The sequence below is a fragment of the Salinisphaera sp. RV14 genome (assembly GCF_052044135.1).
Taxonomy (GTDB): Bacteria; Pseudomonadota; Gammaproteobacteria; order Nevskiales; family Salinisphaeraceae; genus Salinisphaera.
Window position 1 is genome coordinate 17066 of record NZ_JBQDYF010000011.1, and the last position, 14601, is coordinate 31666.

The following is a 14601-nucleotide window of genomic DNA, read 5'->3' on the forward strand; positions in this document are numbered from 1 at the left end:
GATGTCATGGCACGGTCACCGATGAATGGAGATAATACAAAAAAACCAGTATTTCGCCCCGCATCGCTGTGCGCATTGCGTTTACTTTTCTGAACCGCTTTCTTCGGGGGATTTATGCGATCAGGATGGGTGGCCGCCATGGCGGCGCTATCGTTGGCAATTCCGGCGGCACATGCGGCCGGCGGCGTTTATTTCAGCGAATACGTCGAGGGCAGTGGTCATAACAAAGCGTTGGAGATTTACAACGCCATCGGCGGGTCGGTTGATTTAAGCCAGTACGCGGTATCGATTTACTTCAATGGGCGTGCCAATGCGGGCGCCACCATCGATCTGACCGGTACTTTGCCCGCCGGCAAAACCTATGTTCTGGCAAGCAGCCGAGCGGAGCCCGCTATTTTGGCCGTCGCGGATCAGACCTACGGCGGTAGCCTGTTCAATGGTAACGACGCTGTTGCGCTGACCCACGCCGGCAGCACGGACGACGTCATCGGTCAGATCGGCCAGGATCCCGGCTCGGCCTGGGGCCGCGGTGACGTGACCACGAAACATCACACGCTGCTTCGTGACACCAGTGTTACGTCGGGCCGCACCGACGGATCCAGCGTGTTCGATCCCGCGACGCAATGGACCAGCGAGCCGGAGGATACCGTCGACGACCTGGGGCAGTACGCGGGTAGCCATGGTAGCGATTCCGGCGGCTCGTCCTCATCAGTCGCTTTCGGTCGCTGCGGCGAAGACACGACGCGGATTCACGCAATCCAGGGGCTCGGCGACGCGTCGCCGCTGGTCGGTCAGACCCGGGTGGTTGAGGCCGTCGTGACGGATGTTTCCCTCGGGGCCGGTTCATTCCACGGCTTCTACCTCCAGGCGCTGGATCGCAACGCCGATGCCGATCCCGCGACATCGGAGGGGCTTTTCGTCTATGACCGCGATGCCAGCGCCGACATCAAGCGCGGCGATCTCGTGCGCGTTCGGGGCGAGGTCACCGAATACAAGGGTGAGACGGAGCTCCAGAACGTCAATGGGCTGGCGATCTGCGATACGGGACGGAGTGTCACCCCCGCCCAGCTGCGATTGCCGTTTACCGACACCGATGCGCCGAAAGCCTATGAAGGGATGGCCGTGACCATTGCCCAGAAATTGACGGTGACCGGCGACTCGGGTCTTGGTCGGTACGGCGAACTGACGCTATCCGCGGCCGGCCGGCTGTACACACCCACAAATGTGGTGCCGCCGGGCGCGCCGGCCAAGGCGCTCGCCGCCTTCAATGCTCGAAACCGTATTGTTCTGGACGACGGCAGCAGCGCTCAGGATCCGGATCCGGTTATCTATCCCGCGCCCCAACTTAGCGCCTATCACACGGTACGGGATGGCGACACGATTACCGGCATACAGGGTGTTCTGAGCTACCGTTTCGGCGCGTGGGTGATCGAGCCGACGACCCAACCCGTCATCGATCCGGTCAATCCGCGCCCCGATGCCAGCGCACTGCCGAGCGGCGGCAATCTGCGAGTCGCCAGCGCCAATATCGAGAATTACTTCAATGGCAACGGTGAAGGCGGCGGATTTCCGACGCAGCGTGGCGCGAACACTTATGCCGAGTATCAGCGCCAGCGCGCCAAAACGATTGCGGCACTGAGCAGCCTGCATGCGGATGTCATCGGACTCATGGAGGTCGAAAACGACGGCTACGGGCCGGACAGCGCGATCCAGGATATCGTCAGTGGCTTGAATGCCGCCGCGCCCGCGGGCACGCATTATGCGTTCGTCGATCCGGGTGGTCATCAACTGGGTACCGACGCAATCGCCAACGACATCGTCTACAACACCGAGGCGGTGACCCCGGTCGGCGTGCCGGCCACGCTCCTGGCGCCGCCGTTTGACTACGGCAATCGCCCGCCGCTGGCGCAGACCTTCGAAACCAATAATCACGCCCGCTTCACTTATGTGGCGAACCATCTGCGGTCAAAAGGCGGGTGCCCGTCCGGCGATGCCCCGAATGCGGCGCAAGGCGATGGGCAGGGTTGCTGGAACGTTCAGCGTACCAAGGCAGCGCAGAAAACGGCCGCCTGGCTTGCCACCGACCCAACGGGTAGCGGCGATCCGGACTTCATTCTTATGGGGGACCTCAACAGTTATACCCGCGAGGACCCGATTACCGCCTTCAAGACATCGGGATACACCAGCCTTCTCCAGGCCCGGGCGAATGCGCATGCCTATACATACACCTACCAGGCTGAAGCGGGCGCCCTTGATCACGCGCTTGTGAGTCAATCGATGCTGGATCAAGTGCGGGCCGTGATGCCCGTGCACTTGAACGCCGACGAACCGAAGGCGCTCGACTACAACACGGAATACAAGAGTGCCAGTCAGCTGTCGTCGCTATACGCGCCGACGCCGTATCGCGCCTCGGATCACGACCCGTTGGTGGTCGAACTCGATCTTACCCCCTGAACACATGGAACCGGGCGGAATGCCTATCGCCCCGCTATTGCCGCCTCGTATCGTTCATTACGCAAGGGAGACTCAATCATGAAACTGCAACTTCTCGCCGTTCTGGCCACGGCCGGCCTGGCTTGCGGTGTGGCGAATGCGACCGTCATCAACTTTTCCGGTTCGATCACAGGTGTGACGAATGCCGGCTCGGGATTCTCGGTGGGCGACGCGCTCACCGGGTATCTGGATCTCGCCGACGATGTGAATATGAGCCCGGGTGCGACGTTCGGTAACGGCGACGGCGCCTATCCGGATGATTTGCTCCGCACGCTCAATCTGACGATTGACGGTATCGATTTCGTGAATCCGCTGACGTCTTACAGCGGGACGGTCGCGCCGTCGGGTAATACGCTGAGCGGATTCGTCGCGGCTTCCGGCCCCGACAACTTTGGCAGGAATTGCAGCTACTGCGTTGGCGAATTCCATGCGGATGGCTTCAGAATCACCAATTTCCTGGACGGCAATGCGGTGACGGGCCAGCTGTCGGCTGAAATTCAGCCATCGGGCTCACTGCCGGTGGCCGAGCCGTCGAACCTGGCAATGTTCGGGCTCGCCGTGTTCGGCATTGGTGGCCTGGTTCGCCGGCGGATTGCTCGCGGACAGCACTACGCGTAGGGCCGGCCGCGGTAGCACGCGCCGTCACCGCCGGGCGGCTCGAAAATCGTTTTAGCCAGCGGGGCAGGGCTTGGCCGCAATCAGTCCGCGGTCAAGCCTCGCGACGCCGGAAAGCGCCCATCGCTCCCGGCCATGCGCGCTGGCGAAGCGCGGCTCGGCGGCCCTGCAACTTCATGCGGAATTGCCGCGATTTCATGATCTGCGGCGCCGGGCGAGGTGTCGCCTAAACTTGCTGTTATCAGAAAAGGAAGAGTCGCCCCGCCCGGTACGGCTGCCGACAATCGTTTACGCACTTCACGGGCAAATACATCAGCCGTTCGCAGTGTTTGAAGGATTCGCGTGACGCTGTTGATTTTATATTTTAAATCTATATGAAAGCGTGTTTTTACGTAAAATTTTTATCAATGCATTAAGTGTTAACGTTTAATAGATATCCGTATTAATTTAATAATTTATTCTGGATACAATGACATATCAGTTAGTTTGCCGTGCGATTTCTTGTATTTTACATTCAGCCGGTGAAATATTCGGTTCATAAAAAGACGGTTTTTTTCACACAGTGTCTTCCGCAGCAGTATTGATGGCTGCGGACGTGCCCTGCACCTTGCCGAGCGCGAGTTCCACCCTTTGCCGGCCTGGCCGGGAAGTGCCTAAGCGCTACCAGGCGATTTTCACATCAAGAGCTGCATTGCGACACGTTGATGCAATAAAACTCCGCTAGCGTCTTGTCGCAATCTCGAGCCTCGGGGGATCGAGATATTCCGACCAGTGTGGAGGACTGCCCTCCGCGTCACAGCCAAGGGAGGCTATTGGGGTTCCATGTTATTCAACAAGCAAGTACGGCCGGCATTGCCGCTGTTACTGGCCGGCGGCGTTCTGGTGGCGTCCGCGGCCATGGCGGCGACGACCGATGCCAGCACGAACAAAGGCCAGGGCGGCGACACAACCGTAGCTACCCCGGCACCCGCTGCGGCCGCGCCTGCGGCCGCAGCGCCGGCGTCCAGGCGCATGACCGTCAGCACCACGACGCTGGATCAAATTTCGGTGACGGGGCAGGCGGATTACCTGAAGCTTTTGACGGGTCAGGCGCAGGTGCCCGACGCCACACGCACGATTACCACGGTTACGCAGGCACAGATTCAGGATGCGACGTCACCGGTACAGGATTTCGCGGCGGCGCTGACCAACCAGCCCAACTTCTTCCGTTCGCATACCGGGTCCAACGACAGCGGCAGCAAATTTCGTCTTCGCGGCTTCGACCAGAAGCACCTCGGTCTGCTGATCGACGGCATCCCGGTCAACTCGTCGGACGATGGCTCGGTCTATACCAACGATATCACGAACAACTACGCGATCAGCAGCATCGATGTCATGCCGGGCGCGGGTTCGGCGTCGACGATCGGGCTGAGCAATTTCGGGGGAACCATTGCGATTCACAGCAAGGACCCGCAGCCGAATTTCTATGTACAGCCGTACTTGGGCGTCGGTTCATTTCATGCCAAGCAATACGGTGCGCAGATCAACACCGGGTCGTTCCTCAACGACAGCACGTCGGCCATCCTGAGTCTTTCTGCGCGCGACGGCGACGGCTACTACGACCATACGAACACCAAATATCGCAACGACGCGACGTTCAAGGCAATCAGCAAACTGCCACTCGGCAAGCTTACGCTGTATTTCCACAGCACCGACCAGAGCTACAACTACTATCGCGGCATCACCGATGCCGAGAAGGCGCAGTACGGCAAGCGCTACAATGGCTACAATGAGAATCAAAGCTCGATTTACTACTACGGATATAATTACAACAAATTCTATGACAATAGAACGTACGCCAAGTACGAGATCAATCGCGGAAAATTTCACGTATCCAACCAGCTGTATTATTACTACGCTTGGGGGTATGGCGCGTCGGCGACGTCGAAAAATAACAATAAGGATCTGTACCAGGTCAAGAGCCGCCATAACGAACATCGTATCGGCAACATCTTTCGTTTCGCCTACGATACGAAATACGCGACTTTCCGTACCGGGGTCTACTGGAGCTATCAGGACACACTCCACCTGAGTGATCGCTACGCAATCAATGGTGGCCCTAATATCGGGCCGGCTTACAGCGAAACCGTGAAGAACAGCACGGAACAACCCTACGTCGAAGTCGAAATCCGTCCGTTCAAGCACTTCACCATCACTCCGGGCCTGAAGTACGCGCGGATCGATCGTGATTTCAACAATAACCTGTACGGCGAGCACAGTTCGGTTTCCTACAATCGGTTGTTGCCCTCTCTCGGCTTGAACTACAAGCTTCTGGAGGGCTGGAATCTGTACGCGAATTACACGCGCTCGTTCAAGCCGCCGGGGTACAACCAGTTCTACTCCGGTCGCTTCAATATAAATCTGACGCCTGAAGAGTCGGACAGCTACGAAGTGGGCACGATCTGGGACAAGGGTCCATGGAGCGGTCGTGTGACGTTGTTCGAGACTCACTATCTGAGCTATATCCGATCCAAGAGCTTCCAGGAGCCGAACGGTTCCGGCACGTTCTCGCAACTCGTTAATGCCGGCGGGCGGGTCAATCAGGGGGTGGAACTCGAAAACAGCTATGCCTTCAACAGCTGGTTGTCCGGTTTCGCCAACGTGGGTTACCTGAACGCTTACTACAGCGATCATGCGCAGCCGCCGGTGCAGTCGCCGCGGAACACGGATGCGCTGGGTCTGCGGGTGAAATACAACGGCTGGTCGGGCGGTGTCTCAGCGGATTATACGTCGGCTTACTACGTCGGTCTGTACGACAACCAGTACTACAAGATATCCAGCCACGTAGGTACGAAGGCCTATGCGAAATACGACGTTCCCGACGCCATGGTCAAGAACATGGGCGTCAAAAAGATGTCGTTTTCGGTCAATCTCGACAATCTTCTCAACGACCAGTACGTCACCGACGCCGGCCACGGCCCGGCCAATCCGCGCAAGAAGTATGCGGAGCCGTTCAACGTCTTCGCGGGGATGTATGTTCGTTTCTAGTGTCGCTGTCTCGTAAGTTTCTTATCAAACGAGTGTGAGGCGTCGGCGTGGCTGGCAAGGCGCGGCACCCAATCGTATCGGATCATACGGCCGGGTTTCGCAACGCCGCCAGACGCGGTGACGGTCGCGCGCAGTGTAAGGTTACTTGCGAGCCACGACACTAGGTAGAGGCAGACGCTAGAACCCCGAGCCCGGCTCGGACAAAAACGCCGCTTCCTCGTCCGTGTTCGCACGGCCGAGGGCGGCGTTTCTTTGTGGGTAGCGACCAAAGCGTTCCAGTACGGCGCGATGTCTGTGTTCGTGTTCCAGGTAGTGCGCCAACCCCGGTTCCGAGAACAGATCGAGCGCGCGGTCGTGTTCGGCCAGCGACTCACTGTGCATGAACGGCATGTAGAGGAAGGCGCGTTCGTCCGCGGCGAGATCGCGCGGTGCACCGGCCTCGACCGCCTGTTTCGCCAGCGCCAGTGCCAGTGCGTCGCCCGCGAATGCCTCGGCATGGCCGCGAAAGACGTTCCGCGAGAACTGGTCGAGCACGAGGATCTCGGCGAGCCGGCCGGTCGGTGAAGCCCGCCAGTAGGCCAATGTTTCGGCTCGTGCAGCCGGAATCAGGGCGCCGAATTCGGCCGCAATCCGCCGGTCCAGACTGGGGCTCGCCGTGAACCAGTCGCGCGGTTCCAGGGTGTCGAACCAGAAGGCGTGTACTTCGCGTGCGGGGACGGGCGTATTCATGGCGCCTCGTCGGTTTGCGCGGGCGGTGCCCGGTCGGCGTTGCGATAGCGGGCGACGTCGATCTCGGCCCGTACGCAGGTGGCGTCGTCGAGCGAGCGGCGGATGGCAAAGCCGAGGCTGCGCGCCAGTTCCAGCATGGGGCGGTTGTCGGCGAGGATCTCGCCGTAGACGGTTTTGATGCCGCGGGCGTGGGCCTGGCGCAACAGGCAGTCGAGCAGGTGCCGACCAAGGCCGATGCCGGTATGGGCGTGATGTACGAGTACGGCGAATTCGGCCTCGCGGCCGTCGGGATCGGCAATGATCGTGCCCATGCCGGTCAGCTCTGCGGGCGTATTCGTCGGGCTGATGACCAGCGAGACTTCGCGATCGTAGTCGATCTGCGTCATGCGGGCCGCCATGTCATGCGAGAAATGGCGGATGGTGCTGAAAAAACGCAGCCGGATCTCTTCCGGACTCAGGCTGTCGAGCAGGTCGAGCACCAGTGGTTCGTCGGACGGATGGATTGCACGCACGATGTAGGTGCGTTGATCGCGCAGGGTCACGCGGTGGCGCATGCGCGCCGGGTAGGGCGACATCGCGAGCCGGTGACGCGCGGCGCGCGGCGCGGCGGTGATCTCGATCAGCGTATCGGTGGGCGTGTGCAGGCGGCCGTGCGGGCCGATCGCGAGATGCAGGTCCAGCCGTGTGATCTCGGCGATGTCGACCACCAGCTTTGACAGGCGCACCAGCGCCTGGGCCAGCGCCTCGACCGCTTCCAGTGTTGCCGACAGGCGCCCGGCGCTGGCGCCTTCGAGCATGCGGCGCGCGAGCAACGCATCCAGCGGGGCGAAGCCATAGGCGGGCGCCACGCCCAACGCCTCGTCGGTGACACGCATGACCATGCCGAGCTCGGGGTGGTCGAGCACTTCGATGCGCACACGGATCGACGGGTCGGCACCGGCACGACCGCTCGGTGCGCCGACGATGCCATAGGCGGCGAGCGTTTCCTGGGTGTCCTCGGGCGAGAGCCATTCCACGCCATCGTCGGCGAGCACATGCAGGCGATGGCGGATGGCCTCGGCGTCGGCGGTGACCGTCGGGTCGGGCGGCGGCGTGGCCGTGAGCAGTTCGCGCGTTTGGTGATAGCGGCGGCGGTAACGGATGGCACGGGCCGCCTCGTCGGCCGAGGCGAAGGTGGCCAGTCGCGCCCGGGCGCTCGCCGCCCGTGCCGGCAGGGCGGTGTGCAGGCCGAGCCAGACGGTCATGAGGCGCGCGTCGAGCTCGGCGGCGGCGATCGCCTCGACCATGGGCGCGTGGGGATGCCCGGCGACGGGGCTGTGTACCAGTAGCGCGGCGTCGACCCCGCGGTCGGCGAGCGCGAGGCGCAGCGCCGCGACCGTTTCGGTGCTGTCGGAGCTTGCCAGATCGATGCCCGCGCCGGTGTTGTGGGCACGCGGTGCCGCATCGGCCAGTGCGCCGACGGTTTCGGCGCTGGCTTCCACCGGCGTAAGCGCCGCCCGGCGCAGGGCATCGGTGCCGAGTGCACACACGCCAGCGCCGTTGCCCAGCACCATCACCCGATCCTGGCGCACGCCGGGCAACAGTTCCAGCGCTGCCAGGCCGTCGAATAGGCCGCCGAGGTTTTCACACTCCACCAGACCGGCACGGGCGAACGCCGCCGAGCGGGCCGGGTCCGGACCGGGCGGCGTGCCGGGGCGATCGGCGCGTGTCTGGAGCACCAGTACGGGTTTGACCCGGGCGGCCGCGCGCGCGGCCGACATGAACTTGCGTGGCTCCGCGATGTCGCCGATCTGGAGCACGACCGCTCGGGTGCGTGGGTCGAGTGCGGCGTGGTCGAGCAGGTCGGCCGCGTCGATGTCGGCTTCCGCACCGGTGCAGGCGAGCCACGAAAACCCGATGTTGCGTCCGAGGGCCCAGTCGACGGCGGCCGCGGCCAGCGATTGCGACTGGCCAATCAAGGCGACCTTGCCCGGGCGGGGAAGCGAGGCCAGGGTGGTCATGTTCAGGCCTTTGCGGGTATCGAACACGCCGGCCGTGCGGCCGCCCAGAAGCCGCATGTTGGTGGGACGCGCGGCGCGCAGCACATCGTCTCCGATGCGATCGGGCGCTGCCCATACCACCGCTCGGCAACCGGCCTCGGCCAGGGCGGCGATGATGTCGGGGCGGCCCCAGCGGGGATCCATAACCACCGCGCACGGGCCGGGCGACGCCGGCAGACGCGAGCGATGGGGGCGTGTCGCCGCCACCTGCACCGGATCGCCCGCGGCGCTCGCTTCGAGATTGGCCAGAAGCTGTTTCTGGGCCGGCGTTGTCGGCTGGCCGAGTACCGACGCCCGGGTGCCGGAAAACAACGCATCGATATTGCGCAGTGTCATGCCGTGATGGCGCCTCGGGCGCGGTCATTGGCAGTGGTCGGCGCGGTCGGCATGGCATCTCCGTCAGCCGTCGGTGCAGGGCCCGGCAGTCGATTCAACACGCGCGCCCGGATTGGCGGGGCGGATGGTCCGTCGAACGGGCATCATGACATGCCGCCATGAGAGCAGGCTGCCATCGCCGACTCAAGTTGACCTTGGGCACAATTGATCGCGCCCCGGGATATGCTCCGGGTTGCCCCCGCCGCGGCTTCCGGCAGGGTTGCTTGCACGGCTCGCGGCGGGCCCGACGGGATGTGGGCGTGCAACATGGGCCCGATCGGTGTGAACATACTCTGGACTCGGGGCTGACTTGGCGGTGAACATGACAAGCACCGCATGGTAGAAGAGGCTTAAATGACGAACTGCGACGGCGATGACGCGCCGCACTGCACGCGCTGTGGCGGCGCGCTCGATTTCGATTTCACCATGGCATTCCAGCCGATCGTGGACGTTGCGGCCGGTGATGTCTTTGCCTACGAAGCCCTGGTGCGCGGGCCGGGCGGGGAGTCGGCCGCCTCCATTCTGGACCGGGTCGACGCGGGTAATATGTACACCTTCGATCAGGCCTGTCGTGTACGGGCGATCGAGATCGCGCATGCGCTCGGTTGTGATCGGATGCTGTCAATCAATTTTCTGCCAAACGCGGTGTACGCACCCGAGGCCTGCATCCAGGCGACCCTGGCGACGGCCGAACGACTGGGTTGGCCGGTATCGCGCTTGATGTTCGAGATCATCGAAACCGAAGCGGTACGCGATCGGCTTCACCTGCAGAACATCGTCGAGGCCTACAATGCCATGGGCTTCACCACAGCGCTCGACGATTTTGGCGGCGGCTACGCCAATCTCGATCTGTTGATCGATCTGCGCCCCGAGATCATCAAGCTCGATCGCGAGCTGGTGCGCGAGATCCCCCACACCCCGCGGCGCCAGGCCCTGGTCGAAGGCATGATCGCCATGGCCGCCAAGCTAGATATCCGCTTGATCGCCGAGGGCGTGGAAACCGCCGGCGAGGCGGCCTGGCTTTACCGGCACGGCATTGCGCTGCAGCAGGGCTATTATTTCGCCCGCCCCGGTCTCGAGCAGTTGCCGAGCGTACCCCCGGCACATTTCTCCGAGCTTGAAGCTCAGGCGCGCATGTACGCCCAGCCGTCGCGCTGACGCTGGGCGATATAGAGCACCGCGGCTTTTACGCGGGCGATCTCGGCGGGTGCCTCCAGGTCCTGACGGGCCAGGGTGTTCGCGCAGAGCCGCAACAGGGTATCGGTGTTGTCCGGCACGGCCAGGGCGGCAGCCACCGCTGGGCCGTTGACCACGATCTCCACCGCCGCGGTCGGTTCGGCCGAGAGCAGGTTGCGGGCATTGTTGCGGGCGCGGGCCAGGGAGGCTTCATCGGCGGCGTGAATGAGCAGCCGCAACGGCTGGTGTTCGGTGTCGGTCATGGTGCAATCCCGGATTCAGAGCGAATCGGCAATCTTGTGGTTGAGGGCGACGAAGGTGTGGTCGCCGCGCTCGCGCGGCCGGGGCAGATCAATACGCTCGTCGCGCACGATAGCCGCCGGACTGCCGCGCATGACCTGAATACGATCGGCCAGATACAGCGCTTCGTCGATATCGTGGGTTACGAAAAGCACTGCCATGCCCAGGCGCCGCCAGATCGCGATCAGTTCGTCCTGCAGGCGGCGCCGTGTGAGCGCGTCGACCGCCGAGAAAGGCTCGTCCATCAGCAGCAGGCGCGGATGCACGGCGAGCGCGCGGGCCAGCCCGATACGCTGGGCCTGACCGCCGGAAATCGAATGCGGCCAGCGATCGCGATAGGCGCTCATGGCCGTGAGCTGGAGCACTTCATCCACGCGTGCGCGGCGTTCGCTGCGCGACAGCTTCAAGCCGGCCAGTCCGTATTCGATGTTCGCATCGATCCGCCGCCAGGGCAGCAAGCGTGTGTCCTGAAATACGAAGCCCCGGTCGCGGCTGCCGCGGTTAAGGGCGGGCGACAGCTCGATATTGCCGCTGCTGGGCGGGATCAGCCCGGCGATGTTGCGCAACAGGGTCGATTTGCCGACGCCCGAGCCGCCGACGATGGCCACGAATTCGCCGTCCGCGACCGAGAAGTCCAGATCGGCGAATACCGGATCATCGCTGCCCGGGTAGTGATACGCCAGCCGTTCGACCGTCAGCAGAGGCGCGTCGTTCATGGCCGCCACCGCAACAGCTGTTTCTCGACCAGCGCGAACAAGCCGTCGGAAATCGAATAAATCAACGAGATCGCCAGCATGTAGACGACCACCGCGTCATAGGCGCCCACGCCGGCGGCCGAATTCATCTGCTGGCCCATGCCGGGCACGCCGAGCAGTTCGGCCGCGATCAGCGTCATCCAGGCCTGACCGACGCCGGTCCGCATGCCGGACAGAATGCCGGGCGCGGCGCCGGGCAGGGTGATGGTCAGCACGCGAGAAACGAACCCGCCGTGGCCGAACGCCCGCGCCAGTTCGTAGTAGCGCGGGTCGACGTTGGCCACGCCCGCGGCGGTGGCGAAATAGTTCACCCAGAACACGCCGATCGAAATTACGAACGCCGCACCGGCATGGCTGACATGAAACCAGGCGATGGCGAACACGACCCATGCCAGCGGCGGAATCGGGCGCAGCACGCGCGCGAGCATGAAATGCAGATCGTCGAACGCGCGCGAGCTCGCCGCGAGTAGACCGACCAGGAAGCCGGCGGCGGTACCCGCGCCCAGGCCCCAGACGTAATGAATCAGGCTGGAGCCGATGGCCGGCAGAAGATGGCCGCTACGCCATTCGCGTACCAGTGCCGCGGGAATCTCGAACGGATCGGGCAGGGTGCCGCGCGGCGCCCAGTTGAAGACATACGCGGCCTTCCAGATACCGATGAAGAGCGCGACCCCGAGCAGGCCGAGGCCGATGCGGCGGGCGCCGGCCCGTTTCTCGGCCCGACGCCGCCGTGCTTCTGCCGACTCCGTCAAGATCAGCTGCCGCTGGTGTCGTTGCCCGAGGCGCCGTTGTTGCCGGTTGCCTGGTCATAAAACGACGTATCGAACAGCGCGTCGATATCCAGCTTGGCCTTGAGCGTGCCCTCGTCGCGCTGGAACTGATACATGCGCTTGGTGGAGTCGATGATGCGATGCGGATTGGCCACGAAGTTGGATTTCGAGTGATCCACCGCGGTGGCCACGATATCGCGCGGCAACCGGCCGCCGCCTACATGCTTGGCGACCGCGTCGATCGCCGAGGCCTTGCCGGCTTGCAGTGCTTGGGTGGCCTCGATATGCGCAGCCACCAGACGAGCGACGACTTTCGGATGCGCCTTGATGAACGACTTGCGTACCGCGACCACTGCCCCGGGCTGGTTGTCGAACATCTCGGCGCCGCTGGCGACCACGCGCGCCTTGGGCTCGCGTTTCTCCACGATGGAGACGACCGGCTCGAGAATGGCCGCGCCGTCGACCGCGCCGGTCAACAGCGACTGCTGCACCTGCGAGGCGCCCTGATAGATGACGTCGACATCCGAAGCATCGGCGTGCAGTTTGTTCTTCAGCCAGTAGGCGAACACGGTCTGCGGTACCGAGCCGACAGGGAAGGTCGAGATCTTGGCCTTGTGCCCGGTGTCCTTGCGAAAGCGCGCAAACGCCGTGGCCGGATTGCCGTTTTCGAAATAGGGGGCGAGACTGCCGAGCGCGACGACGCTGATCTGCTGGATGATGTTCGAGGACACCACGCGAATGTTCGCGCCCTTGGAGCGCGCCACCATGGTCGGGCCGATGCCGAAATAAGCGATATCGAGCTGGCCCGAGGCCAACGCCTGCACCATGGCCGGGCCATTCTGGAACGACACCAGGTCCGGATCGATGCCGGCCCTGGCGATACCGCCGTTTTCCAGATTCACGAACAGCTGGGCGTCCGGCAGGATCGGCATGTAGCCGATCTGCGCCTTCACCTTGGCCGGTCGTGTACCGGAGGTGCTGTTGTTCGAGGCTTGAGCCGAGTCGGAATCCGACTGACCGCAACCGGCGAGCGCGGCCACGAGACCGAAGGCAATAAACAGCGACAGCAGGCGGCGAGGCGAAGGGCGTCGAGACATGGCAGAAACCCGGCAAAACCGATTCGAATTCCCGGAGCGCGGCCGGGCGTGATGCAGCGCGATATTGCCACAGCCGGCTTTTTTTATTAATCGGCGCGTCAGGCATCGCGCGCGTCACGAGGTGCTTTTAGCGCGCGCCGGCGCCCGCGGCTCGAACTGTTTCAACGTGCGCTCGGCGGCCCGACGAGCGGCGCTTGAGGCCGGCGCCGTGCCCGCGTATTGTGCGCCTCGATTTCGGGCGCATGCGCGCTGCCGGCGCGCCGCGTCGTCATGATTTTCCCGAGGGCAACATTCTATGTGGCTACGTAATCTGTGCGTTTTTCTGGGTACCGACACTTTCCCCTGGAGCGCGGCCGACCTCGAGAACGCGCTGGGCGAGGCGCTGTGCCCCGAGTGCGGCGAGCAGACCGTATCGGTCGGCGGTTTCGTGCCGCCGATCAAGGGCGAACACGCCATGACGCATGTGGTGGATGGCCTGGCTATCTGCGTCTACCAGGAAATCAGCCGCGTATTGCCCGGCCCGGTGCTGACCGAAGAGGTTGAAGAGCGCATCGAGCGTATTCAGGCCAAGGAGGGCCGCAGCGTTGGCCGGCGCGAGAAAGCCGATATCCGCGATCAGGCGCATTTCGAATTGCTGCCGCGCGCCTTCACGCGCTCCAAGCGCACGACCTGCGTCATCGATCTGCGCGCCAGTCGTGTCTGGGTCGACGCCAGCTCCGAAACCCGTGCCGAGACGGTGATCACGGCGCTGCGCGAAGCGCTGGGTACGCTGCCGGTGACGCGCCCCGAGCCGCGCATGAACCCGGCTGAGGAACTCTCGCGCTGGGTGGCCGACGAGAACGCGCTTCCCGACGGCTTCGAGTGCGGCGACCGTTGCGTGCTGGAATCCACCGATGAAGTAAAATCCAGCGTGCGCGTTAACGCCATGGATCTGCAGGCTGAAGAGATACGGGCCCATCTGGCCGGCGGCATGCAGGCCACCAGGCTCAATGTGGCGGTCGACGATGCCATCGAGTTCGATCTGGACGATCAACTCGATCTCAAGCGTATTCGCGCGCTGGATCTGATCCAGGACGATCTCGACTCGCTCGACGCCGATGATGCCGTCGCCGAACTGACCGCCCGCATCGCGCTGCAGGGCGAGGCCTTGCGCGGCATTCTGGACCGGCTGTATACGCATTTCGGCGTGGCGGCTGAGTCGGCGGAAGTTGCTGCCTAGACGGTA

General features: G+C 63.3%; 11 protein-coding genes. 5 read left to right on the forward strand and 6 right to left on the reverse strand.

The features are described 5' to 3' along the window. Window positions 1-138: 138 nt before the first annotated feature. The 3 genes from ACS8Y6_RS11940 to ACS8Y6_RS11950 all read left to right on the forward strand — a co-directional run bounded on the left by ACS8Y6_RS11940 (window position 139) and on the right by ACS8Y6_RS11950 (window position 6135). Window positions 139-2454, forward strand: a complete 2316-nt coding sequence (locus ACS8Y6_RS11940; RefSeq protein WP_440855643.1) for an ExeM/NucH family extracellular endonuclease — start codon at window positions 139-141, stop codon at window positions 2452-2454. Window positions 2455-2583: 129 nt separating this feature from the next. Beyond that, window positions 2584-3111 (forward strand): hypothetical protein, encoded by a 528-nt coding sequence (locus ACS8Y6_RS11945; protein WP_440850931.1) that lies wholly within the window; start codon window positions 2584-2586, stop codon window positions 3109-3111. A gap of 819 nt (window positions 3112-3930) precedes the next feature. Continuing rightward, the gene (locus ACS8Y6_RS11950) at window positions 3931-6135 is read left to right on the forward strand and encodes a TonB-dependent receptor (protein WP_440851745.1); all 2205 of its coding nucleotides are present in this window, start codon (window positions 3931-3933) and stop codon (window positions 6133-6135) included. Between the two features lie 177 nt (window positions 6136-6312). Here the strand turns inward: ACS8Y6_RS11950 and ACS8Y6_RS11955 are convergent, their stop codons facing one another. Both ACS8Y6_RS11955 and ACS8Y6_RS11960 read right to left on the reverse strand, forming a co-directional pair. After that, the gene (locus ACS8Y6_RS11955) at window positions 6313-6864 is read right to left on the reverse strand and encodes a DUF924 family protein (RefSeq protein WP_440848563.1); all 552 of its coding nucleotides are present in this window, start codon (window positions 6862-6864) and stop codon (window positions 6313-6315) included. After that, the gene (locus tag ACS8Y6_RS11960) at window positions 6861-9239 is read right to left on the reverse strand and encodes a GNAT family N-acetyltransferase (RefSeq protein ID WP_440848562.1); all 2379 of its coding nucleotides are present in this window, start codon (window positions 9237-9239) and stop codon (window positions 6861-6863) included. The genes ACS8Y6_RS11955 and ACS8Y6_RS11960 overlap by 4 nt, the downstream gene beginning before the upstream one ends. Window positions 9240-9632: 393 nt before the next feature. Between ACS8Y6_RS11960 and ACS8Y6_RS11965 the strand changes: the two genes are divergently transcribed. Next, a complete protein-coding gene (locus ACS8Y6_RS11965; protein WP_440848561.1) occupies window positions 9633-10436 on the forward strand; it encodes an EAL domain-containing protein in 804 nt (267 codons plus the stop codon). Here the strand turns inward: ACS8Y6_RS11965 and ACS8Y6_RS11970 are convergent. The 4 genes from ACS8Y6_RS11970 to ACS8Y6_RS11985 are packed head-to-tail and all read right to left on the reverse strand — an operon-like array spanning window position 10403 to window position 13376. Then, a complete protein-coding gene (locus ACS8Y6_RS11970; protein ID WP_440848560.1) occupies window positions 10403-10717 on the reverse strand; it encodes a DsrE family protein in 315 nt (104 codons plus the stop codon). The genes ACS8Y6_RS11965 and ACS8Y6_RS11970 overlap by 34 nt on opposite strands. 15 nt (window positions 10718-10732) lie before the next feature. Continuing rightward, a complete protein-coding gene (locus tag ACS8Y6_RS11975) occupies window positions 10733-11470 on the reverse strand; it encodes an ABC transporter ATP-binding protein (RefSeq protein WP_440855644.1) in 738 nt (245 codons plus the stop codon). Continuing rightward, complete coding sequence (locus ACS8Y6_RS11980; RefSeq protein ID WP_440848558.1) at window positions 11467-12261, reverse strand: ABC transporter permease; 795 nt, start codon at window positions 12259-12261, stop codon at window positions 11467-11469. The genes ACS8Y6_RS11975 and ACS8Y6_RS11980 overlap by 4 nt, the downstream gene beginning before the upstream one ends. A 2-nt stretch (window positions 12262-12263) precedes the next feature. Continuing rightward, entirely contained in the window at window positions 12264-13376 is a 1113-nt protein-coding gene (locus ACS8Y6_RS11985) for an ABC transporter substrate-binding protein (RefSeq protein ID WP_440855645.1), read from the reverse strand. Between the two features lie 295 nt (window positions 13377-13671). Between ACS8Y6_RS11985 and ACS8Y6_RS11990 the strand changes: the two genes are divergently transcribed. Then, on the forward strand, window positions 13672-14595 hold the full coding sequence (locus ACS8Y6_RS11990; protein ID WP_440855646.1) for a recombination-associated protein RdgC: 924 nt from the start codon (window positions 13672-13674) through the stop codon (window positions 14593-14595). The last annotated feature ends 6 nt before the right edge of the window (window positions 14596-14601 follow it).